Genomic DNA, 23,027 nt, shown 5'->3' on the forward strand with positions numbered 1-23,027 from the left:
ATCGCTGGCCCAAATCCTTAGCGTAGGATTCCGCCCCCTCCCGCAAACGCCCCCTACGATTGAGAAGCGCGGCGGAATCTCTTAGATTGATCGCTGGAGGCTTTGTTCGCGGAGACGCGCACATTGCCTTCTTTTCGTTTTAGGAAGCGCTGCCCTAAGCGACAGAAGCCAGAGCTTTGACAATGCGGCATTCCGCGATGGAGCCGACCATGTATCTTGATCCTATCGGTGCAGACACGCGATGATGGCGGTCACGACGGCGGTGGTTTCCGCGACGTCGCGCACCCTCACTGTGTCGAGGCCGATTTCAGCAGCGGGATAGTCATTCCCACCGGGGAATATCGCATCCCCAATGAACAGCATCCCGTCGAGCGGGACACCGCTCTCGGCACTCAGGCGCTTCAGGCCATAGCCCTTGTCGATCCCTGCTCTGGTCACGTCGATCGATGTCGTGCCACCGAGATTGATCGAGAGCTCCGGCAGCTTCGCGCGCAACGTGGCCTGCAACGCGGTCCTCTTCTTTCGGTCAGGATCCCACGCTTCCTTTTCCTTCAGCGGCGCTGCCTGCCCCAGGCCCGAAAAGGTGATCTGGCTGCCCCGGTCCTCGATCCGTTCGCCCCAGATACGTTCGTCGGCGAGACCGGCATCGGTCAGCGCCTGATCGAAGGCCGTGCGGATCTTCGCCTTCTCCGCGTCGTCGAACAGTTCGGCATAGACCGCGCGCCAAGCGCCATTGATGAACCGATAGAGTTTCGTGCCTGTGGTCGGCATCAACCAGAGACGGTCGAGCGCGACGCCGGCAGGAAGGCGCGAGGCGATCTGCTTTTCGAACTGCGGCCAGTCCCCGCCCGAGATCACCGCCACATCCGTGATGGCGAGCAATCGGGCGAGGATTGCGGCCATATCCTCCGATAACGGCCGCTTGCTCTCGGCAAGCGTGCCGTCGAGGTCGAAGGCGATCAGCCACTTCATGCCGCCTTCCCTGCCGGATCGCGGTAGGCGAGCAGCCTGAGCGCATTGATGACGACGAGCAGCGTCGATCCCTCATGAACCGCCACCGCTGGCCCAATGCCGAGGCCGAGGATGGTAGCAGGCACCAGGAAGGCGACGACACCCAGGCTGACGAAGACGTTCTGCCGGATGATTCCACGGGTATGGCGGCTAAGACCGACTGCGAATGGCAGGTGCGCCAGATCGTCGGCCATCAGCGCCACGTCGGCTGTCTCCAGCGCAACGTCCGACCCCGCCGCGCCCATCGCGATGCCGACCGTGGCGCTTGCCATCGCCGGCGCATCGTTCACGCCGTCGCCCACCATCGCGACCTTGTCTTCGCCGGCGAGCTTCTTGATCGCGGCAACCTTGTCTTCGGGCATGAGGTCGCCCCACGCTTCGTCGATCCCGACTTCGTCGGCGATCGCTTCGGCGACTTTCTGGTGATCGCCGGAGATCATTATCATCCGCGACACGCCCATCTCGTGCAGCCGACGCAACGCGGTCTTGGCAGCTTCGCGAGGCGTGTCCATCAGGCCGATCGCGCCCAGGTCGCGGTCCCCCTTGCGGACCACCATTGTCGTGCGGCCGTTCTCGCGCAGCTTCGCGATTGCGTCCTGCGCGCCCTGCCCCAGCGCCGGAATGCCCTCACTTCCGAACATCTCGGCCTTGCCGATCCACACCGTCTCGCCATCCACGCTCGCGGTGACGCCCCGACCGGTCAGGCTCTTGAGGTCGCCGGCAGTCGGCACGGCACGATCGTTCAGACGTTCGCGGCCGTCCTTGACGATCGCTTGGGCCAGGGGATGGTCGCTCAACGCTTCGACGGCGACAGCCAGCGCCAGCAACTCGCCTTCATCGGCGCCATCGACGGGCACGACATCAGTGATGCGCGGACGACCTTCGGTCAGCGTGCCCGTCTTGTCGAAAGCGATCGCTTTGAGCGACCCGAGGTTTTCGAGCGGTGCACCGCCCTTCACGAGCACGCCGCCCCGCGCTGCACGGGCAACGCCCGACAGGACCGCGCTCGGCGTTGCGATCGCGAGCGCGCACGGGCTTGCCGCCACCAGCACCGCCATCGCGCGATAGAAGCTGTCGCGGAACGGCTCGTCGACGACCACCCATGCGAACAGCAGGAGCACTGACAGGACCAGGACGGCGGGCACGAAGATCCGTTCGAACCGGTCGGTGAAGCGCTGCGTCGGCGACTTCTGCGTCTCCGCTTCGCTCACCATCTTCACGACCTTGGCAAGCGCGCTTTCATTGGAACGGCGTGTCACCTCGATCTCGATCGCGCCGCCGCCGTTGATCGTACCAGCAAAAACCCGGCTTTCCGCGTCGACTGCATCGGGCTTGGCGCGTGCCGCTGCGGCATCTGCGACCGGCACCTTGTCGACCGGGATGCTTTCACCCGTGACCGGGGCCTGGTTGATCGCGCTGGTGCCCTTGATGACGAAGCCGTCGGCAGGCAGGCGCTCGTTCGGGCGGACGATGGCAATGTCCCCGACGACCATCTGCTCGACCGGGATTTCGCTGGTCTGCCCGCCGCGTCGCACGGTCGCGGTTTCGGGCGCGAGCTTCGCCAGCGCCTCGATCGCCTTCTTGGCGCGGCCCATTGCATAATGCTCAAGCGCATGGCCGAGGCTGAACAGGAACAGCAGCAGCGCACCTTCGGCCCATGCGCCCAGCGCAGCGGCGCCGGCCGCAGCGACCAACATCAGCGTGTCGATCTCGAACTTCTTCATCCGGAGGTTGTCGATCGCCTCGCGCAGCGTGAAGAATCCGCCGAAGAAATAGGCTGCGATATAGCAGGCGGTCGGCAGCCATTCGGGCGCGCCAGCGACCAGCCTCTCGATCGCGTAGCCGATCCCCAGCAGCGCGCCACAGGCGAGCGCGAAGATCAGCTCGGTATTGGGGCCGAGAAATTCGGCGTGGCTATGGTCGTGGCCATCGCCGGGGCCGTGCTTCTCTTCGCCCGCGCCGTGGCCCCCGGGGCCGTGGTCGTGGCCGGCATGTTCATCGGCAGCGACCCGCTTGCCCACCCTCACCTTCAGCTTGCGAAGCGCAGCGCGCACCTCCTCTTCGGTGGTTTCGCGGCGATCATATTCGACCCGGACAGACCCGCTGGTGCTGGCGCTTGCCTGGACCACGCCGGGCAAGGCGCACAGCGCATCGCTGACCGTGCGCGCCCGACGTTCGTGGTTGATCCCCGTCACCTGCCAGATCGCATGGCCGTAGCGCTCGGTGATTTCGGCACCTGCGGCGCGCACCATTTCGCGCAACCGTGGCAGCGGCAGCTTGGCGGCATCGAAATGGATGCACAGCGCCGCTGGCGTGTTGCCGTCGAGACAGATCACATGCGCCCGCTCGACACCTTCGCGCTTTGACAGGGTTGATACGAGACGGTCCAGGCAGGCATCGGCCGCGTCAGGAAGGTCCGGCAACAACACTGGAATGTCGAGTTCGAGCTTGTCGTTCATGACGACCTCCTTTCGCTTTTCTTGGTTTCGGCGCGCGCGTCGCGCAGGATTTCGACACCGCCCTTGATGGCGATGATGGCGGTGGCGAAGCCGACCAGCAGGTCCGGCCAATTGGTACCCAACCACAGCACCAGCACGCCGGCGATCAGGATGCCGCCGTTGGAAATGAAGTCGTTGAAGCTGAAGGTGGTTGCGGCCCGGAGATTGACGTCCGGATCCTTGAGGCGCTGGAGCAGCCGCAGGCAGAGGTAATTCACGACGCCGGCGATCGCGGACATGACCATCATGGTAGGTCCGATGGGCTCGCTGCCCTGCACGTAGCGCCGTCCGACATCGATCAAGATGCCGCCCGCGAAGATCAGCAGCATGACGCCCGAAGCGACCGCGGCGCGTGTCTTCCATGTCTGGCCCCGGGTGAGCGCCACAAGGCTCAGCGCATACACAGCCGTATCGGACAGGTTGTCGACGCCGTTGGCGATCAGCGCGCTCGAGTCCGCGAAGAAGCCGGAAACGAAGAAGCCCGCAGCGATCGCCGCGTTCAGCAGCAGGACGATCCACAGTGTGCGGCGCTCCTGCCCGCCATTGTTGTCGTTGCCCGGGATCATCCCATCATCTCCTCAAGTGTCAGCAGGGCCAGGAAGCCGACGAAAAACATCGAGCTGATGAGCGGGGTGTCGGGTTTCTCGTGCGCCTCGACCAGCAACTCCTCCGTGACGAGGTAGAGCAGCGCCATCAGCCCGAAGCTGAGGAAGCCGGCGATCATCACCGGCGACAGCGCGGCGACCGGCACGGCAGCGAGCGCGCCGATCGGCAGCAGCAGGGCCAATGCCGAGACGATCACGATGATGCGCAAGCGCGAGCGATAGGTTTCCGCCAGCTCGTCGGTCAGCGTCAGTCCCAGAAATAACACTTCCAGAGTGAGCGCGATCGTCAGCAGGAGACCTGCCTTCTCGCCCGCCACGAAAGCGAGGCCGAGCACCAGGCCGTCGACCAGAATGTCGATGCCGATCGCGGCGAGTAGCGCCATCGGCCCCTTGAAGCGGGCCTCAAGAGCCTTGAGCCCCAGCATGGTCGCGACGCCCGCCGCCCCGCCGATCAACGTCGCGCTGGGCGATGCCTCATGCTTGACCTGCGGCAGGATTTCGGTCGCTGCCGCCGCGAACACGACGCCGGCAGCGAGATGCTGTAGGCCCGCCACGAGGCCAGGTTTCAACTTGGTGCGGCTCGCGACAATCGCGCCGAGCACGACCGCCAGCACAGGCGCAAGCGTATAGAGCAGTGCCTGCATTTCCTAGGACTCCTCCGGGGTTCGGTGGCAGACGCGGATCTTCCCGCGTCGCGTGAACGCGATCGATCCGCCCGCCACGACAGCCCGCGAATGGTCGCCGCGAAACTCGTCACCGGTTCGCTGCGCGCGCAGGATCTCGGTCCTGCCCTTCGGCAGCCAGGTGACGGCCATTTTCAAGCCGTCATCGATGAAGTCGACATCGGCGCGTGTGCCGTCGTCGCAGTACATGATGCGCTGCGCGATTAGTTTCGACGTCAGATGCTTTTCATGCGCCGGCTCGGTAGGCTGGGTCGGCGCTGGATTACACGCCCCTATAACCGCCCCGGAGACGAGAACGACGCCGAGGCGCGCGATCGCCAGACCGGCCCGATTCAGGCCGCACAAGGTTGTCACATTTGAAATCGACGTGTCAGACATCGGTCTCTTCCGACGAAGCGCCCTGTGGCGTTCGAAGGCAGGGCAGTTCATCGCGTGCCTTCCCGCTCGCAGATCCGGGTACGGCCATCGCCTTCCACGATGGTGAGCTGCGACCCCTTGAAGGTCGCGGTGGCTGTTTCGCCGACATATTGCAGGCCCTGCGCTGGCGCGGTCAGCATCATCGGCGGTCCCCCGTTGGAGCGCCGCAAATCGATCTGCAGGCCGTTGTCCTTGTAATCGACGAACAGCGGTTCCCCGTCGGAACAGCGATATCTATGCCGCCCCATTTCCCCGGTCGCCACGGCGCTGTCGGACGAATGGATCTGCTGCTCCGTTGGCGGGGCTGGCGGCTTTCTTTCCGAGCACGCCGCGAGCCCGACAACGAGGATGACGGCGGGCAGCACCCGCTTACAGTGCATCATCATCGCGCCTTCCTCCTGTAGCGGAAGGGGACGCGCTGACGATTGATAGCCCGGGCAGGCTGACCTACCCGCCAGCGGAGATAGGTTGCGAGGCGATCGTCAGATTCGACCATCAGGGATCGCAGGCGGCGCAACATCATCGCCGCGAACGGCAGGGAGAGCGCCCCGCGCAGCGTGCAGCTATGCGTTAGCCTGGTGCCGCCATCGTCCCCCGCCAGCTCGTACCGCTCTTCGAGCGTGAACAGATAGGGGATGCCGCAGGACCAAGCGAAGGCGTGCGGTTTATCGAATCGATCAATCCGTGCTGGCGTCCGAATTGGCCGGGTGATGCCCTGGATCGCAAAGGTGCATTCTGTGTCGCCGAGCCGGGACGGATCATCGAGAAATACGAGCGGACTCCACGCCCGGCGATGATCCGGATCGGTGAGTGCCGACCAGATGCGCAGTGGCCCGCCGTGAAGCATCGAGCTGGTTATGGTGCGAGGCATATCCCCATCTCCCAGAGATGGGCGGGGCGATCGCGGATCGCCCCGCCCATCCATCAGGCCAAGTTGTTCACGAAGGTCTGACCGTGGTCGTCCCCTTCATGCTCCTCATTGTAGTGCTCGGGTTTCTCGATCACTTTCTGCCCGAACCGGGCATAGAGTGTCGGCAGCACGAACAGCGTAAGAAGCGTCGCCGAGATCAGACCGCCGATGACGACCGTCGCCAAAGGCTTTTGAACCTCTGCGCCGGCGCCTTCGCCCAGCGCCATCGGCACGAAGCCGAGGCTGGCGACTAGCGCGGTCATGATGACGGGTCGCAGACGCTGCATCGCGCCAACATGCGCGGCTTCCTCGCGGCTCATCCCTGATCGGATCAGATCTTGGATCGAGCTGACCATGACGAGGCCGTTGAGGACCGCGATGCCCGAGAGGGCGATGAAGCCCACTGCCGCCGAGATCGAGAAGTCCATGCCCCGCAGGAACAGCAACAGGACGCCGCCCACCAGCGCGAAAGGCACGCCGGTGAACACGATCGCGGCGTCGCGGACCGATCCCAACGCCCCGTAGAGGAGCAGCAGGATCAAGATGAAGCAAGCCGGAATGACCAGCTTCAGCCGTTCGCTTGCCGATTGGAGGTTCTCGAACTGGCCGCCCCATTCGAGATAGGTGCCGGCAGGCAGCCGGAGTTGGCTGCCGATCGCCGCCTGCGCATCCGCCACGACGGATCCGACGTCGCGGCCACGCACGTTGGCTTGCACCACCACGCGCCGCTTGCCGTTCTCGCGGCTGATCTGGTTCGGACCATCGACCACCTTGATCTCGGCGACGCTGGACAGCGGTACATAGCCGCCGCCTGCCACCGGCACCTGCACCTGTTGGAGCAGGCCGATGTCGGCACGCTGCGCCTCCGACAGGCGGATCACCACGGGGAAGCGACGGTCGCCCTCGAAGATCTGGCCCGATGTTCGCCCGCCGATCGTCGCAGTCACGGTGTCCTGCACATCCTGAGCCGTAACGCCCAACCGCGCCATCGCGTCGCGGTTGACGCGAATGTCGAGCATGGGAAGACCGGTCGTCTGCTCCACCTTCACGTCCGCTGCGCCTTGCGTTCTGCGCAGCACCGCCGCGATTTGCTCGGCCGTCCGGTTCATCTGGTTGAAGTCGTCCCCGAACACCTTCACCGCGATGTCGCCGCGCACGCCGGCGATCAGCTCGTTGAAGCGCATCTGGATGGGCTGGGTGATCTCGTAGGCATTTCCCGGAATCTTCGCGAGATTACCCTCGATCCGGCTGACCAGCTCCTCCTTGGGAAGCTCAGGATCCGGCCAATCCTTGCGCGGCTTCAGGATGACGAACATGTCGGTCGCGTTCGGCGGCATCGGGTCGGCCGCCAGCTCGGCGGTGCCCGTCTTGGAATAGACGAATTGCACCTCCGGCTGCTTCGACATCATCCGCTCGATCGGCACCTGCATCGCCTGGCTCTGCTGGACCGACGTTGCCGGAATGCGGAGCGACTGGATCAGCAAATCGCCTTCGTCGAGCTGCGGCAGGAACACCGAGCCGAGCGTAGTGAAAGCAAGCGCCGCCACCACAAGGCTTCCCACACCCGCACCGATCGTCAGCGTCGGGCGCTTCATGGCCCGGTCGAGACCGGGTTCGTAGCGCTTCTTCAGCCACGTGATGATGCGGCCGTCCTTCTCCTCGACCTTCTTCGACAGCCAGATCGCAATCATCGCCGGCACGAAGGTGAGAGAGAGGATGAAGGCGAAGGCGAGCGCGATGATGACGGTCAGCGCCATCGGTCCGAACGTTTTACCCTCCACGCCGGTCAGCGTGAGCAGCGGTACGTAGACGAGGATGATGATTGCCTGCCCGTACACAGAGGGACGGATCATCTCACGCGCAGCGGCTGCCACGGTCGCGAGCCGTTCCTTGACGCTGAGCAATCGGCCTTCATGATGCTGTTGCTCGGCAAGCCGGCGCAGCGCGTTTTCGACAATGATGACGGCGCCGTCGACGATCAGACCGAAGTCCAAAGCCCCAAGGCTCATCAGATTGGCCGAGACCCCAGCGCGCAGCATACCAAAGCCTGTCAGCATCATGGTGATCGGGATGACCAACGCCGCGATCAGGGCCGCACGGAAGTTGCCGAGCAGCAGGAAGAGCACGACGATGACCAGCACCGCGCCTTCGGACAGGTTTTTCGCGACCGTCTTGATCGTCGAATTGACCAGCTCGGTGCGGTTCAGCACCGGCTGAATTACGACGTCAGGAGGCAGCGAAGCGTTGATCGTCTTCAGTTTCTCAGCGACCGCGGTCGACACGATGCGGCTGTTCTCGCCGATCCGCATGATCGCCGTGCCGACGACGACTTCGGTACCGTTCTCCGATGCCGAACCCATGCGGATCGCCTGACCCGTCTTCACAGTCGCAACTTGTTCGACCGTGATCGGCACGCCGTTACGTGTCGCGATCACGGTCCTGGCCAACTCGCTGGCATTGCGAACGAGCGCATCCGAGCGAACAGCCAGACCTTCGCCATTGCGATTGACGAAGCCACCGCCGACGCTGGTGTTATTGCGCTCCAGCGCATTTCCCAGGTCCGTCAGCGTGATGCCGAGCGAGGCCAGCTTCTGCACGTCGGGCACGACGAGGAACTGCTTGGCGTAACCGCCAATCGAGTCGACACCGGCGAGGCCCGGTGTGGTCTTCAGAAGCGGCGTCACGATCCAGTCCTGCGCGGTGCGCAGGTAGGTCGCCTTGTCCTCTTCGGTCGTCAGTCGCTCGCCCTCTGGCGTGATGTAGCTGCCATCGGGCTGTTGGCCCGGTTCACCGGGCTTGTGCTTGTCGTCCTCGCGATGATCGAGACGAACGGTGTACATGTACACCTCGCCCAGGCCTGTCGCGATCGGACCCATTTCAGGGTTCACGCCGTCGGGCAGATTCTCTTGCACGCCCCGCAGACGCTCGCCCACCTGCTGGCGGGCGAAATAGATGTCCGTCGCGTCCGAAAAGACCGCCGTGATCTGCGCGAAGCCGTTGCGGCTCAACGAGCGCGTATATTCCAGGCCGGGGGTGCCGGCGAGCGCGGTTTCGATTGGAAACGACACCTGCTTCTCGACCAGCTCGGGCGAGAGGGCAGGCGCGCGGACGTTGATCTGGACCTGATTGTTGGTGATGTCCGGCACCGCGTCGATCGGTAGCCGGTAGAGGGAAAAGGCGCCGATGGCGGCGACGATGACGGTGAGGAGCAGGACTAGCCAGCGCTTCTCGACCGCCCAGGTTACGATACGGGCGATCATGGCTTAATCCTCGTGGCTCGCTTCGCCCTTGCCGATCTCGGCCTTGAGCGTGAAACTTCCGGTGGTGGCGATCTGTTCGTTGCCGGTCAGGCCCGACCGGACGATCACCGTGTCGCCCGACGCATCGCCGAGCTGGACCGGGGTCGCCTTGAAGCCGGTGGGCGTGCGCACGAACACGACCGACTTGCCCTCGAAACTCTGGACCGCCGTCGTCGGCACGCGGACCGCCCCGCTCCCGCCGCTGCCCGTGAGCTGCACGGCTGCCGTCACAGGCTCGCCGACCCGCCATTCGCCACCGCGATTGTCGAGGGTGGCGAGCGCAGGCACGAGCCGCGTCTGCGGATCAAGCGCCGGCGACACGAAGGTCACGCGGGCGGTCGCCTGACGGCCTGCCGCCTTCACCAGCACCGTATTGCCGGGACGCACCCGGCCCGCATCCTCGGGCTTGAGATTAAGCGCGATCGACACCTGGCTCAGGTTGGCGATGCGATAGAGTTCGGCATCCGCCGCGACCGTTTGTCCCAGCGTCACGGGGCGCGCAATGATCTGGCCCGAGATCGGCGCGGCAATGCCGAGCCGGTTGAGCCCGCCGCCGCCGACACCCGCCGCCGAAACCATGCTCTGCGCCTGCGTCAGGGCGATCCGCGCCTCCGTCGCCGCTGTGCGGGCGGCGATCAGATCCTGTTCAGGGGAGACTCTCTGCGCGAACAGCCGCTGTTCGCGCGCGAGGTTCGAATTAGCGAGCTGAAGCCGCGCCCGCGCCGCCTCGACCTCGCCCTTGATCTGCGCCGCCTCGCGGCTTTCGATGACCGCAATGGTCTGGCCGCGTCCGACCGATTGGCCGAGGTTACGGGTGAGCGCGACCACGCGTCCCGCAATTGCGGCCGAGACGACCTGCGTTCCCTGTGGGTCGCCCTCGATGATCGCGGGCAGCTCGATCGTCCCGGCCCCGCCGATGATCGGCCGTCCGACCTGGACGCCCGCTGTGGCGATCTGGTCGGCACCCAATGTGACGACGCCTTCACCGGCATGACCGCCTTCAGCACCGCCCTTTTCCGTGCCCGCTGCCGTCTCATTGGCAGCTGCGCCTTCGGCAGTTGCCTCGTTTCCGCCATCCTTGCCGCCGCAGGCAGCCAAGAGCAGGGCGAGCGACGCCGCGCCCGCGAGATAAAAGCTCTTCATCACTGATTCCCCCCATTGGGCGCACGAGCGGTCAGTCGCTCCACTTGCGCGCGGGCATTCTGGTAATTGGCAAGCGCGTCGATCGCGGCGACCCGCGTTTCGGCGAGCGTGCGTTCAGCATCGAGCAATTCGAGCTGGCCGAACTTGCCCTCGCGATAGCCGATCCGCGCGATGCGGGCGGCCTCCTGTGCAGCCGCCAGCGCCGGCCCCGACGCCGCACGAGCCGTCGTTGCGGCATTGGCCGCCTGCGCCTGCGCGTCCGTGATCGCCTGTTCGATGTCGAGCGCGGTCACGCGGCGCTGCGCATCCGCCTGGGTCCGCTGCGCGGTCGCCTGCGCAATCGCGGCGCGACCATTGTTGAACACCGGGATCGGGATCGACACGCTGAACACCGCCGCCATGTCGTTGGTCGCTTCCAGGCGGCGGATCGACGGCCCGACGTTCAGGTCAGGCACGCGATTGGCGCGCGCGAGCCGCACGCCGGCTTCGGCAATGGAGAAATCCGCGTTGGCTGCCGCCAGCGCGAGTGTGCCGGTCGTGTTGACCGGTGCCAACGGCCCATAGACGTTCACACCGGGAAGGCGATCGAGCAGCGTGTCATCGAGCAGGCCGTCGATCGGCCGTCCGATCCGACGCGCCAGATTGGCGCGGGCCGCCTCGGCCAAGCGAAGCTGCCGCTCCACATTGGCGTCGGCATTGATACGCGCGACATCCGCGCGCTGTTGCTCGAGTGGCGATGCCCGCCCTGCCTGCACGCGAACGCTCGCGGCCCGCAGCGCATCGCTGGCGATCCGGGCCTGATCGCGGGCTGTCATTACCCGGCGATCGGCCGCGACCGCTTCGACATAGAGCTGCGTTACCTGAAGCCGGACATCCGCCGCGATGATCGCGGCCTGGATCTCGGCCCGGGACAATTGCGCATTGGCGACCGCGACGCGGGCGCCGCGCTTGCCGCCTAGCTCGATCGGGATCGCAAAGCCGACCGTGGTTTCCGCGCTGCGGACCCCCCGATACGGCCCGGAGCCGATGACATTCTCGACTTGGCCTTGAACCACCGGATTGGGCCGCAAGCCGGCGACTGTGCGACCTGCACGGGCCGCGTCGATTCCAGCTGTCGCCGCTTCCGCAGCAGGGGCCGAACCGCCCGCTGCACTGACCGCTTGGTCAAGCGTGTAGACCGGCGCATCCTGCGCAACAGGCGCGGACGGTCCGACCTGCGCCTGCGCCATCGTGGCGCAAGACGCTGCGGCCAGCATGGCCGCGAGGATACGATTCATGAAAATAGGACTCCTGACGATGATCGACAGGGGCGCGCCAACGCACGCCCAAATCGGACGTCAGGCTTGGGGGGGCCTCAAATGGACCATGCCGGTGCGGCCGTCGAGCGACGCAGAGGCGGAGATTGTCGGCTTGGGCACTGTGAGGACGGGGGTATATTCCATCGTCGTGCGCGCAGGCGCGCCGACGTCGTGTCCGTGACAATAATTGTGATGATGCGGGACATTCTTGTCCGAGTCCGATGGCACCTGATCGATGTCACCGGCGGTATGGACCGTGAACTCAACGCCCGCGATGCTTCCCCCCGCCAGATCGGCGGCATGGGCCATGCCGGAGAAGCTGGTCAGGACCAGCATCAGGCATGTCAGGAAAGGCAAAAAGGCTCGCACTAGCTTGCCTCTATCACGGAAGGGTTTTCATGTCATTGCACTAATTCGAACCAAGGGTCACTGAGCCGGAACCCGAGCGGGATCGGTCGCGCCCGTTCCAGGCGAACCCGACCGCAATGGCGACCGCCATCAGGAGTTGCGCCAGCACCGATTGCCAAGTGGGAAACACGCCGAGCATCGACAGCCGTGGCACGTCCGCGAGCGGTGCGATGTTGATAAGGCCGGCTTCCTGGAGCGCGGCGACGCCTTTACCCGCCAGCACGACGGTCAGGACCGCCATGAGCCAGGAGCTATAGCGGAAGAACTGCGCGATCGGCAGCTTGCGACTGTAGCGAAGCATGGCCCAAGCGATCAGGCTGAGCAGTCCAATCGCCGACCCGGCCCCCGCGAGAAGCATCCCGTTGTCACCTTGCGCCGAAAGCGCGGCATAGAACAGGATCGTCTCGAAGACCTCGCGATAAACTACGACGAACGCCAGCCCGAACAGGAACCAGCCCGACCCGCCCGAGAGCGCCCGCGACATCTTCTCGCGAATATAGCGCTGCCACTGATCGGCCTGCGCCTTGCCGTGCATCCAAATCCCGACCGAGAGCAGCACGACCGCGGCGAACAGCGAGCCAAACCCTTCCGTCAGCTCCCGGCTCGCACCGCTGATCCCGATCGCATAGGTGGCGACCGCCCAGGTGATCCCGCCCGCGATGATCGCGCTGACCCAGCCGCCATGCACGTACCGCAGCGCCTCGCCGCGCTCGGCTTTACGCAGGAACGCGATCATGGCGACGACGATGAGCAGGGCTTCGAGCCCTTCACGCAGCAGGATCGTGAACGCGCCCAGGAACGTGGACGCCTCGGTGGCGGCATCGGGCGCGAGCGCCGCTTCTGCATCATCGAAAAAGCCGCCCAGCACCGTGACCTTCTCCGCGAGATCATCGGGCGATGCGCCCCGGTCGATCGCGGCGCGGAACTCCCCCATGGCGCCCTCGATTCGGCCCATCAGCGTCGCGTCGCGCGCGGTGAGCGTTGGTTCGATCGGCTCGAACCCATCGAGATAGGCTGACAGCGCCAGCTCTTTTGCCATCCGCGCATCGCCACGCCGGGCAGCGGCCACGCTTTCGGCGAGTTTGGCGCGGGCGACCGCGAGCGAGCCGGGAGCCTGTTGCATCACCTGTTCAGGGTGGCGACGCAGGAACGCGAGCACGGCGTCAGCCTTGGCGTCGCCGATCGCCGCGCCGAGCGCGGCCGGGGTGAGTGCGACCAGGGTTTTCAGGTCCGGGATGCGACGGCGAAGGGTCGGATCGGATTTCCACAGCCGCTCGCCTTCGCGCGCCTGCGCGTCCGTGAAGGCGAAGCTCCCGGCTCGGAATGCTACCGCCCAGCGCTGATCGTTCGGCAGATCGGCGAAGCTCTGCATCGCCGTCCCGTCGATGCCCTGCGTCACCACCTGATAGAGCGCGAAGACGCTGCGCTGGCGCGCACGTTCGGCATCGGTAAAGGCGATCGGGGGTGTCGCGAGCTTGGCGGCGTCGGGGCCACGGCCGTTGCCCGTCATGCCGTGACAGGACGCGCAGGATTGTTGGAACAGGGCATGGCCGGAGACGAGGTTCGGAGCCTTATCGGGCGCGAGCGGCACCGGGTAGGCGCGCAGCAGATCGGCCGCGAGCCCGTGCGCCAGTGTTGCCACCTGTTCAGTCGATCCCTTTTCCGCGATTACCGCTTGGAGGTTGGCGGCCCGCTGAATGAGGGCTTGGCGCTCCGGCTTCGCCGGCAGGCCTTGAAGCCGTGTCGAGACCGACGCGGCAAACTCATTCATTTCGGCGTATTCCGACGCGCTCTTGATCCGACCGTTCGCGACCGCGCCTCCATAATCGACGGCCATATAGTCGAGCAGCCGCCATGCGGTTTGCACGTCGCCGGGTTCGGCGAATGCCGCAGCAGGGATCAGCAGCGCAGCGAGCGCGGCGAGCAGCCGCAGCGAGAGCATTGCCCGGATCAAGGTGAGCAGACGCACTACCGCTCTCCCAGTTCGCGCCGAGCGCCAGTGACGATTTCATAAGCGGAGTGGAGGAACAGGAGGGCGATGAGGCCGGCGACGGCGAGGTCCGGCCAGGCGCTTCCTGTCCACGCCACCAGACCGGCCGCGGCGATCACCGCGACATTGGCGAGCGCGTCGTTGCGGCTGAACAGCCAGATCGCGCGAACATTGGCGTCCCCTTCCCGGAAACGCGCAAGCACCAAGGCGGACACGACATTGATCGCGAGCGCGACAACGCCGATTGTGCCCATCAGTTCGGCATCCGGCGCGGTTGCGTTCAGGGCGCGCCAAATCGCGAAACCGATTACGCCCACGCCAAGCGCACCGAGAAACAACCCCTGCGTCAGCGCGACCTTTGCCCTCGCCCGTGCGGACCAGGCAAGCGCGAGAAGACCGATAAGGCTGATCGACCCGTCCCCGAGAAAATCGAGGGAATCCGCTTTCAGCGCTTGGCTATCGGCGATGAACCCGCCGAACAGCTCGGCGACTCCGAAGCCGAGGTTGAGCACCACGACGGTCAGCAGCGCACGGCGATAGGCCGGATCGGTTTGCGCGCGCGCGGGCTCCCCGTGGCACCCGCAGCTTTCGGTAGAAGCATTCATGCGGCCTTCCTTACCACCTCCAGTCGCTGTAGAAGCAAGCGAAATGTGCGACACGTTCGCATTAGCAAGGATGGCATGATGAAGCCGGTGATGATTGGGCAGCTCGCCAGCGAGACGTCGACAAAAGTGACGACGATCCGGTTTTATGAGTCGATCGGGTTGCTGCGCTCCGCCCCGCGCACGGCGTCGGGCCGTAGAACCTATGATGCCAGCGACATCGAGCGTTTGCACTTCATCCGCAACGGTCGCCGGCTCGGCTTTTCGGTCGACGAAATACGATCGTTGATGGGGCTGGCGCAGAACCCGGACCAGGATTGTGGTGCCGCCTCAGCTATCGCTGCTCAGCACCTCAAGGATGTTGAGGAGAGGCTGGCGCAACTCGCGGTGTTGCGGGATGAGTTGGCAATGCTCAGCCAGAGCTGCACCAAGGCGCGCATGGCCGATTGTCGGATCATGAAGGCGATCGGCAAAGGCCACCCTCAAGCCGATCAGTAATAGTCGGCTAGCCTGAGGTCGCGCACATCACCCGAGGCTATCGTCAGCTTTACGAGGGTGCCAGCAGGCCGGGAGCGCACTTGCCAGAGCTCCCCACGCGTATAGTTCGCATCGATCGAATGGCCGTTCACCGCCACGATCCGGTCGCCAACCGCCCAGCCAGCCTTTTCCGCGGGACTGTTCGCCGCCACATGAACGACGGTGAGCGCCGTTGGTGAGGCTGCGAGGCCAAGGCCGCTACGGTCCTTCAGCATCGGCAGGCGACGACGAGGACCGAGTGGCCGGAGCCACACGAATCCGGCGGTCACGTCGAACACCACGTCGAATTGAGCGATCAGCGGTAGGCCGACATTGCCAACCGTGCTGGTGGAGAGCCAAGCTCTCATCCCGAGTGTGGGGACGTTCGAGACGCCAAGCCCTTCAATGTTGATGTTCTGGGTTGTGAAAGCATCGTTGACCCGCACGCCATCGACGCCGCCGATCGCCGCGGTCGAGACGAGCTTCCCGTTCAACAGCCCTTGATCGCGGGCATAGGCCGACGAGAGCATCAGCGCGGCCGAGCTGCCAAGATCGATCATCAAGGGCACGGGAGACAGGCCCTCGACGGAGGCCCGGATGAACAGCTCCTGCTTGGCACCGCGTCCGAGCGCGACAGCGCGCCAGTCGGGGCCGGCGAGAAACGTGCCTGACTTGACGACCGCCATACGCCTGTTCGCGAAATCGAGCGCGATGCAGCTGCCCGTGAACATATCGGCACCGAGGAGAACGTCGATCGGTCGTCCGAAGGCCGCCGACACTGAACTCAGATCACCAACAACGGCAAAGGGTAAGCGACGGGTTTCGCGGGCGAGCTGTACGTCGATGTCGCGGACCAGCAGCACCGGGGCCTTGGCGCTCAGCCCGCTAATCATGCGCCGCTCACCATTGTTCAAGCCGAGCTTCGTCGCGAGCGCCGTGCTCATGATCGACGCGCCGCTGCCACTGTCGAGCACCGCCCGCGCCGGCACTCCGCGCACTTGTGCCGAAACAAGGAGGGTATCACCCGTGCCGACTTCCAGCGGCTCCCATTCGAGGTGAGCCGCGCCGAAGTTCCACGAGGCCGCAGACCGGGAAGTCTGTCGCGCGAGCGTTGGAGAACCGAGCACCAAGCCGGTTCCACAGGCCACCAGCCGCGCCACTAATGAGCGTCGAGACATACCGATTGCTTCAACACGGGCCGTCAAAAAGCCACCTCCAGCCCCCCGTCCGCAGGAGAGCAAATTGCGGTTACATGCTCTAGCAACTGGAGGAGCAAGGGTTTTTGAAGCGCCCGAAATGCTATCCTGTTCAAATGCCCTCTCGAAAATGAGCAGTTGAGGCAGGTCAGGAACCGGTCGAATAAGACCGAAGTAGGCAATTTCGCTTGCGCGACCTTGGCGAGCAGGACCCCAGTTCACGAAGAAACGTGAAGCTATCGCCTCACCCGCAGCAGCCCGCCACAGTCCCGTTTGCTTTCGCTTCCTGGATCGGAGGGCATGGGACATCGCCAAATGAGCAGAACACGCAGCAGTCGCCAGCCAGGGGCCGCAGCACCACCGCGCAATGCCGGCAATCATAGAAGAATTGGCAGGCGTTGGTGGGCATCCTTTCGGTGGCCACCCCGCCGCATTTGGGACAGGTCAGGGTTGAGGTGAGCTGCATCAGGAAAGCGCGTTCATCAGCGGCGCTTCTAGGAGGTCCCAGGCGAACGCGATAAGCGTCAGAACCGTTCCGATCGCGAGCAGGATAGGTGTCGCGCGCGAGGGCAGCGGCATTGTGCAGGACCGGTCCCCAGCACAGGACCTCCGCCGCTGCGCGTAGGCCCACCACCCAGCAGCCAAGCCGATGAGGGAGGTCGCCGTTAGCGGCCACCGTAGTGGTATCAGCGCGGCGAAGTTGCTGGACAGGCCCGCCCCCAGGCCGAGCGCCGCGAGTGCGAGGGGCAGGACGCAGCATGACGCCGCAGCTAGAACAGCGGCTAAGCTCGCAAGCGCGCCGAGGGCGGATAGCCCCGTGTCGGCGCGACGTCGTGACGTTGGTGCGCCTAGGGGTTCACGCGGGATGGTCTCTTGGTTCATCTATCGCCTCTAGCGGGTTAGCCCGTTATGCATCCTGTAGTGACTACAGGAGCAAGCAATATATGCGCGTTGAGGAAAGCATCACGATCGGCGAGCTGTCTCGCCGGACTGGCGTGAATATCGAGACGATCCGGTACTTCGAGCGCGTTGGTGTTCTCGCAACGCCACCCCGCACAAGCGGCGGGCGGCGGGTATATGGGACCGGTCACGTCCGCGCACTTGGGTTCGTCCGTCGCGCGCGCGAACTCGGCTTCTCCCCGGCCGAGGTGCGCGCGATCCTGTCTCTTGGCGGTTCTGCGCAGGCGTCATGCAGTGAGGTCCGCGAGATCGCGGCTCACCATCTAGAGCGTGTGCGCGCTAAGATGGAGGATCTGGCGCAACTAGAAAGCCTGCTGGCTGCGACCATCGACCGTTGCGAAGGCGACGGGGCGGCGAGGTGCGCCGTGATCGACTTGCTGAACCAACATTCGACTGCGTAGATGTCGCATCGCACCCCGTACTCGCGCAAACGGTCGATAACGGAGCCGATCACCATCACCACGGCACGCGGCCCTAGCCACCTATGTGGACGTTGCGCATCACGAAGCCGCTTTTCGGAAGCGCTGGCAGCCTGGCGAAATCGATGCTCAGGTCTTGGTCCGGTACGTCATAGCGCATCGCGTTGACGAGGAGGTGTGCCGCCACCTTCATGATCGCGAGGACGATCCATTCGCCGGGACAGCGATGGCCGAGATAGTGATCGCCGCCGCCCTGCGGAATGAAGTTGAAGGAGTCTTCGTCCCAAGCCCTGAAACGCTCAGGGCGAAACTCCTGGGGGTCGGCCCAGGTCGCTGCGTCGTGATTGCTCCCATAAAGGTCTAGCACCACTTGACGCCCTTCCGGAAAGGCCATCCCCTCCCACTCGAAATCTTGGCTCGCGCGCGCCACCACAGCGGGAAAGAAGGGATAGAATCGGCGGACCTCTTGGACGAAGAGCTCGGCATAGTCCGGCTGCTGAACCAAGGCCGCCCTGATCCCTGAACAGGTTTGCAGCGCGTGGGCGACGAAGGTGATGTACACTGCGATCGCGACGGTCGGGCGAAGGACATTTACCAGTTCGACCGCTGCGACGTGCGGCGAAAGAAGATCGTCGTGCCGGTCGCGATGCCAGGCTATCGCGTAAGCCGCGGTCCCCGAGCCCGAGCCGATGCTCCCGGCCCGAATGCCTTCAATGATCCGCTTCGCCCATGCGTCGACGCGACGACGGGCCAGCCGTGACCAAAGATGCCTTGGGCTCGCCGAGCCGGCGGCGTCGAACAGCGCCCGCAGCTCGCCCGCGCGGTTGCCGGCTTCATCGTCCGGAAGAGGAACTCCCGCCCAAGCGCATACCGCTCGCGTCAGCGGCTCATGCAACTCGTCATAGAAGACGATCTCTCCTTTGCGCGTCCAGCCCGGCACCGCCCTGCGCCACTCGGCCTCGAACAATTGCGCCAGCGCCCGCACGCGCTCTGGTGTCATCAGGCCCATGAACATCTGCTTGCGGTGCCGATGGGTCTCGCCGTCCAGACCCTGAACGCCGCCTTGGCCCAGCAGTGTCTTCTGAATAGCGACCGGCATGGCACCTTCGCGCTCGAAGCGGGTCGTATCGTAGAAGATTTCGGCGGCCTTGGCCCCCTTAAGGCAGTTGGTCTTTTTCAGCAGGAAACGGGATTCAAAAGCGTTTGCGCCTAGGCGCTGGCACTGCCTGGAGATGAACCGATAGGGATCGGCGAGGAGAGAAAGGGTTTCGTCCGGGCCTTTCGTGTGTGGTGTCTTAGGCATGACCGGTCCGGTGATTGTTGGGTCTCCTTTGATTAACTCGGAGGAATATCACGGGTTGCAGGCTCACGACAGGTGACGAACGAGGACGATCAGGGCGGAGCAGGCGCGGCCGAGGCGTTCGAGGCCATGCGCGGCGAGCTGGCGCTGCGCCGTGGAGGGCTTGGCGGCCGAGCGCGGCGATCGACATACCCGACCATACCGAGACGCTTGGCGTGCTCCAGCAGAACGTGAACACGGCAGGCGAGAACGTCGCGCGCATCGGCCAATTCCTGAAAGCGGCCCCGGCGCTGGCGATGACGCCGGAGCAGATGGCGCAGCGCATCGCCGCGGCGGGCAGCGCCGCCCGGCGCGAGGATCAGGCGGCGCTCGCCAAGGCGGGCGAGGACAAGGCCCGCATCATGGCCGATCTTCGCGCCATCGCCGGGTCCGCATGGACACGCGCCGACCAGAAGAATCGGCAGCTATGGTTTGCCCTGGGTGGGGTGGCGGCCGGCATCCTCGCATGGGCGATCGTGCCGGGCCTGGTCGCGCGCGAGATCGCACCGGCGAGCTGGCAATGGCCCGAGCGCATGGCGGCGCGGACGCTCGACTTGCCCCGCTGGGAAGCCGGGCAGCGTATGATCCAGAGCGCCAGTCCCACCGCGTTCCGCGCCATCGTCGGGGCCGACAGGATCGTGACGGCCAACCGCGCGGCGATCGAGGGGTGCGGCAAAGCCGCAGCGCGAAACGCGTGAAACGGTGCGACGCACGATCACGCTCAAGTGGAGTAAAAGTTAGCCGCGCAAGTTATTCAGCCAAGCGTTCGATGATCGGACAATCAGGCCGATCATCGCCATGACAGGCTTGGGCGAGCCCGGTAAGCGAGCGGCGCATGGCGTCCAAGACGCGGACCTTGCGGCCCAGTTCGGCAGCGCGGGCTTCCGCCAGCGTCTTCACTTCCGCGCTCGACCGATCGCGATCCGACCACAGCCCCAGCAGCGTGCGGATTTCCTCGATCGGGAACCCCAGGTCGCGCGCGTTGGCGATAAATCGCAGCCGATGAACGTCAGCGTCGGCGTAGTCCCGGTAGTTCCCGCGCCGTGGCGGCGCGGGCACCAAACCAATCTTTTCATAGTGGCGGATCATGCGTTGGGAGACGCCGCTGGCGTCCGACGCCGCTCCGATGTTCACAGCTTTACCGCGTTGAGCCGCAGTGCGTTCAGGACCACGGTGAAGGACGAGAGCGCCATCGCTGCACCGGCCAGCATCGGCGACAGCAGGATACCGGCAACCGGGTAAAGCACGCCGGCCGCAACCGGCACGCCGATTCCGTTGAACAAGAACGAGAAGAACAGGTTTTGGCGGATATTTCGCATCGTCGCGCGAGCGAGCTTGCGGGCGCGCACGATCGCCGAGAGATCGCCGCGCGTGAGCGTCATGCCGGCGCTTTCGATCGCCACGTCTGTTCCCGTTCCCATCGCCAAGCCGACATCCGCGGCGGCGAGCGCCGGGGCGTCGTTGATCCCATCGCCCGCCATTGCGACCCTTGCGCCGCTCGCTTTCAGCTCGCCGATGATACGCGCCTTGTCTTCCGGCAGCAGATCGGCGAGCACGTCATCAAGACCGCCCACGGCGCGCGCGACAGCATCGGCCGTCCCACGATTGTCGCCGGTGAGCATGACGACCCGCAGGCCCTCCTTGCGAAGCGCGGCAATAGCGTCGCGCGCCGATGCGCGCACCGGATCGGCGACTGCGAGCAGACCGGCGAGCGCCCCGTCGATCGCGACGAGGATGATGCCCGCGCCTTCGCCACGGTGACGATCGGCCGCGGCGTCGACCGGCTTGAGATCAGCGCCGATCCGGCTCATTTGCACCGCATTGCCAATCACGACCGAGCGGCCGCCCACCGTGGCGCTGACACCCAGCCCGGTTTGCGAGGCAAAGTCCGCGACTGTGCCGAGCTGCAATCCTCGTTCTTTGGCGGCAACGACGATTGCGTGCGCGAGCGGATGTTCGGATTGGCCTTCGACGGCCGCGGCAAGCGCGAGCATGTCGTTCTCTCCGACCGCGCTGACCGTCTCGACCGCGATCAGCTTGGGCTTGCCTTCCGTGAGCGTACCCGTCTTGTCGATGACAAGGGTATCGACCTTTTCCAGCCCCTGTAAGGCTTCCGCGTTCTTCACCAGCACGCCGGCCTGAGCGCCGCGTCCCGTGCCGACCATGATCGACATGGGCGTGACGAGCCCGAGCGCGCACGGGCAGGCGATCACCAGCACTGCGATGGCGTTAAGCAGGGCATGGCCCATGCGCGGCTCAGGGCCGACCAGCGACCAAGTGATGAAGGTCGCAATCGAGATCAGCACGACGAGCGGCACGAACCATCCTGAAACCCGATCGGCGACCGCCTGTATCGGGGCGCGGCTTCGCTGCGCTTCCGCGACCATGCGGACGATACGCGCGAGCATCGTGTCCGAACCAACCGCGCGGGCTTCCATCACCAGGCTGCCCGTCCCGTTGACGGTGCCCCCGGTAACGATCGCCTCGACTTCCTTGAGGACCGGCGCGGGTTCGCCGGTGAGCATGGCTTCGTCGACCGACGAACGACCCTCGACCACGACGCCATCGACCGGGATGGCTTCACCGGGGCGGACCCGCAGCCGGTCACCGGTTGCCACGTCGGCAAGCCCGACTTCTTCTTCAGAACCGTCAGGCTGCAAGCGTCGCGCCGTCTTGGGGGCGAGATCCATGAGAGCGCGGATCGCGCGCCCTGTCGCCGCCCTAGCGCGCAGTTCGAGCACTTGCCCGAGCAGCACCAGTGTCACCACGACGCCAGCCGCCTCGTAATAGACGGGAACCATGCTCCCATGCGTGCGGAAGGTCGCTGGGAAGATGCCCGGCGCGAGCGTCGCGACCACGCTATAGAGGAAGGCGGCACCTACGCCGATCGCGATCAGTGTGAACATATTGAGATGGCGGGTACGAAGCGATGTCCACCCCCGCTCGAAAAACGGCCAGCCCGCCCACAGCACGATCGGCGCGGTGAGTGCGAGCTGGACCCAAGGCGAGGCCGCAGGGCTAACCACATGCAGGCCTAACATTTCCGCGAACATCGAGACGACGAGCAGCGGGATCGTGAGCGCGCCCGCCACCCACAGTCGGCGCGTGAAGTCGACCAGCTCAGGGTTGGGAGTATCGTCGAGCGACGGTTCTTCGGGTTCGAGCGCCATGCCGCAGATTGGGCAAGTTCCCGGCCCTTCCTGGCGAATTTGCGGGTGCATCGGGCACGTCCACATCGCCCCCGGCGTCGCCATCGGCTCCGGTTTCGGCTTATCGCTCAGATAGGCGTCAGGATTGGCGACAAACTTGCTCCGGCACCCTGCGCTACAGAAATGATAGGCATGACCAGCGTGCTCGGCATGGTGTGTCGTTTTTGCGGGATCGACCGTCATGCCGCACACCGCGTCGATCACTGCTGCTGCGGCATCGTTGTCCTTACTGCCCGAGCAGCAGCCGCCCGCTTCGGTGTGATGATGTTCGTGCTCGATCTTTGCGGGAGCGGCCGAGCCGCCCCCGCAACAGGATGAGGGCGTGGAGACCGATTCAGGCGCAGGCTTCGAACAGCCGCAACCCCCGGCTTGGGAATGGGAATGAGGGTCGTTCATGGCAAGACTCCTTCGACCCGAGAGCATGTAGGGTATGACACCGTGTTAGGGTCAAGGCCCTGTCGGCACCGCTGGCGTGTATGTTGAATCTACGCGCGGGAGCGGCGTTGCCCTCATATTGCGGGGGC

Annotated in this window: 22 protein-coding genes; 3 read left to right on the forward strand and 19 right to left on the reverse strand. The window is 65.1% G+C overall.

Annotation, left to right across the window (positions count from 1 at the left end; genetic code table 11):
* Nucleotides 1-222 precede the first annotated feature (222 nt).
* The 13 genes from Q0U08_RS00005 to Q0U08_RS00065 all read right to left on the reverse strand — a co-directional run bounded on the left by Q0U08_RS00005 (nt 223) and on the right by Q0U08_RS00065 (nt 14,867).
* A complete protein-coding gene (locus Q0U08_RS00005) occupies nt 223-972 on the reverse strand; it encodes an HAD-IIB family hydrolase (RefSeq protein WP_004212890.1) in 750 nt (249 codons plus the stop codon).
* Nucleotides 969-3,470, reverse strand: coding sequence for a heavy metal translocating P-type ATPase (locus Q0U08_RS00010; protein ID WP_004212886.1), 2,502 nt, complete (start codon nt 3,468-3,470; stop codon nt 969-971). Before Q0U08_RS00010 ends, Q0U08_RS00005 begins: the two co-directional genes overlap by 4 nt.
* On the reverse strand, nt 3,467-4,075 hold the full coding sequence (locus Q0U08_RS00015; RefSeq protein ID WP_004212885.1) for a cation transporter: 609 nt from the start codon (nt 4,073-4,075) through the stop codon (nt 3,467-3,469). The genes Q0U08_RS00010 and Q0U08_RS00015 overlap by 4 nt, the downstream gene beginning before the upstream one ends.
* Entirely contained in the window at nt 4,072-4,758 is a 687-nt protein-coding gene (locus Q0U08_RS00020; protein ID WP_004212882.1) for a ZIP family metal transporter, read from the reverse strand. Before Q0U08_RS00020 ends, Q0U08_RS00015 begins: the two co-directional genes overlap by 4 nt.
* A gap of 3 nt (nt 4,759-4,761) precedes the next feature.
* Nucleotides 4,762-5,175: a hypothetical protein gene (locus Q0U08_RS00025; RefSeq protein WP_004212881.1), complete on the reverse strand. Its 414-nt coding sequence runs from the start codon at nt 5,173-5,175 to the stop codon at nt 4,762-4,764.
* Between the two features lie 47 nt (nt 5,176-5,222).
* Nucleotides 5,223-5,600 carry a hypothetical protein gene (locus tag Q0U08_RS00030; RefSeq protein WP_004212880.1) on the reverse strand — a complete coding sequence of 126 codons (378 nt, stop codon included), beginning with the start codon at nt 5,598-5,600 and terminating at the stop codon, nt 5,223-5,225.
* Nucleotides 5,597-6,085 (reverse strand): SRPBCC domain-containing protein, encoded by a 489-nt coding sequence (locus Q0U08_RS00035; protein ID WP_004212879.1) that lies wholly within the window; start codon nt 6,083-6,085, stop codon nt 5,597-5,599. Before Q0U08_RS00035 ends, Q0U08_RS00030 begins: the two co-directional genes overlap by 4 nt.
* Before the next feature lie 53 nt (nt 6,086-6,138).
* Complete coding sequence (locus tag Q0U08_RS00040; RefSeq protein WP_004212878.1) at nt 6,139-9,384, reverse strand: CusA/CzcA family heavy metal efflux RND transporter; 3,246 nt, start codon at nt 9,382-9,384, stop codon at nt 6,139-6,141.
* Between the two features lie 3 nt (nt 9,385-9,387).
* The gene (locus Q0U08_RS00045; protein WP_004212877.1) at nt 9,388-10,566 is read right to left on the reverse strand and encodes an efflux RND transporter periplasmic adaptor subunit; all 1,179 of its coding nucleotides are present in this window, start codon (nt 10,564-10,566) and stop codon (nt 9,388-9,390) included.
* The gene (locus Q0U08_RS00050) at nt 10,566-11,843 is read right to left on the reverse strand and encodes a TolC family protein (protein WP_004212875.1); all 1,278 of its coding nucleotides are present in this window, start codon (nt 11,841-11,843) and stop codon (nt 10,566-10,568) included. Before Q0U08_RS00050 ends, Q0U08_RS00045 begins: the two co-directional genes overlap by 1 nt.
* Nucleotides 11,844-11,903: 60 nt before the next feature.
* Complete coding sequence (locus Q0U08_RS00055; RefSeq protein ID WP_007406840.1) at nt 11,904-12,200, reverse strand: hypothetical protein; 297 nt, start codon at nt 12,198-12,200, stop codon at nt 11,904-11,906.
* Nucleotides 12,201-12,273: 73 nt separating this feature from the next.
* Nucleotides 12,274-14,241 carry a cytochrome c/FTR1 family iron permease gene (locus tag Q0U08_RS00060; protein WP_020486673.1) on the reverse strand — a complete coding sequence of 656 codons (1,968 nt, stop codon included), beginning with the start codon at nt 14,239-14,241 and terminating at the stop codon, nt 12,274-12,276.
* Nucleotides 14,241-14,867, reverse strand: coding sequence for a cation transporter (locus tag Q0U08_RS00065; protein ID WP_004212870.1), 627 nt, complete (start codon nt 14,865-14,867; stop codon nt 14,241-14,243). Before Q0U08_RS00065 ends, Q0U08_RS00060 begins: the two co-directional genes overlap by 1 nt.
* A gap of 75 nt (nt 14,868-14,942) precedes the next feature.
* On the opposite strand from Q0U08_RS00065, the gene Q0U08_RS00070 reads away from it, so the two are divergent.
* Nucleotides 14,943-15,362, forward strand: a complete 420-nt coding sequence (locus tag Q0U08_RS00070) for a helix-turn-helix domain-containing protein (RefSeq protein WP_007406847.1) — start codon at nt 14,943-14,945, stop codon at nt 15,360-15,362.
* Here the strand turns inward: Q0U08_RS00070 and Q0U08_RS00075 are convergent.
* The 3 genes from Q0U08_RS00075 to Q0U08_RS00085 all read right to left on the reverse strand — a co-directional run bounded on the left by Q0U08_RS00075 (nt 15,356) and on the right by Q0U08_RS00085 (nt 17,458).
* Nucleotides 15,356-16,558, reverse strand: coding sequence for an aspartyl protease family protein (locus tag Q0U08_RS00075; protein WP_081609172.1), 1,203 nt, complete (start codon nt 16,556-16,558; stop codon nt 15,356-15,358). The genes Q0U08_RS00070 and Q0U08_RS00075 overlap by 7 nt on opposite strands.
* 262 nt (nt 16,559-16,820) lie before the next feature.
* Nucleotides 16,821-17,042 carry a GDCCVxC domain-containing (seleno)protein gene (locus Q0U08_RS00080; RefSeq protein ID WP_081609171.1) on the reverse strand — a complete coding sequence of 74 codons (222 nt, stop codon included), beginning with the start codon at nt 17,040-17,042 and terminating at the stop codon, nt 16,821-16,823.
* Nucleotides 17,042-17,458, reverse strand: a complete 417-nt coding sequence (locus Q0U08_RS00085; protein ID WP_017980799.1) for a mercuric transporter MerT family protein — start codon at nt 17,456-17,458, stop codon at nt 17,042-17,044. Before Q0U08_RS00085 ends, Q0U08_RS00080 begins: the two co-directional genes overlap by 1 nt.
* Before the next feature lie 62 nt (nt 17,459-17,520).
* Here Q0U08_RS00085 and Q0U08_RS00090 point away from each other — a divergent pair, with 62 nt between their 5' ends.
* A complete protein-coding gene (locus Q0U08_RS00090; protein ID WP_017980798.1) occupies nt 17,521-17,937 on the forward strand; it encodes a helix-turn-helix domain-containing protein in 417 nt (138 codons plus the stop codon).
* A gap of 73 nt (nt 17,938-18,010) precedes the next feature.
* On the opposite strand, the gene Q0U08_RS00095 is transcribed toward Q0U08_RS00090, so the two are convergent.
* Nucleotides 18,011-19,258 carry a cytochrome P450 gene (locus Q0U08_RS00095; RefSeq protein WP_017980797.1) on the reverse strand — a complete coding sequence of 416 codons (1,248 nt, stop codon included), beginning with the start codon at nt 19,256-19,258 and terminating at the stop codon, nt 18,011-18,013.
* A 212-nt stretch (nt 19,259-19,470) separates the two neighbouring features.
* On the opposite strand from Q0U08_RS00095, the gene Q0U08_RS00100 reads away from it, so the two are divergent.
* Nucleotides 19,471-19,992, forward strand: a complete 522-nt coding sequence (locus Q0U08_RS00100; RefSeq protein WP_017980796.1) for a DUF6118 family protein — start codon at nt 19,471-19,473, stop codon at nt 19,990-19,992.
* Nucleotides 19,993-20,044: 52 nt separating this feature from the next.
* Here the strand turns inward: Q0U08_RS00100 and cueR are convergent, their stop codons facing one another.
* Nucleotides 20,045-20,428 carry a Cu(I)-responsive transcriptional regulator gene (gene cueR, locus Q0U08_RS00105; protein ID WP_017980795.1) on the reverse strand — a complete coding sequence of 128 codons (384 nt, stop codon included), beginning with the start codon at nt 20,426-20,428 and terminating at the stop codon, nt 20,045-20,047.
* Nucleotides 20,425-22,899 (reverse strand): heavy metal translocating P-type ATPase, encoded by a 2,475-nt coding sequence (locus Q0U08_RS00110; protein WP_282098034.1) that lies wholly within the window; start codon nt 22,897-22,899, stop codon nt 20,425-20,427. The genes cueR and Q0U08_RS00110 overlap by 4 nt, the downstream gene beginning before the upstream one ends.
* Between the last annotated feature and the right edge of the window lie 128 nt (nt 22,900-23,027).

The organism is uncultured Sphingomonas sp. (assembly GCF_946477935.1).
GTDB lineage: Bacteria > Pseudomonadota > Alphaproteobacteria > Sphingomonadales > Sphingomonadaceae > Sphingomonas.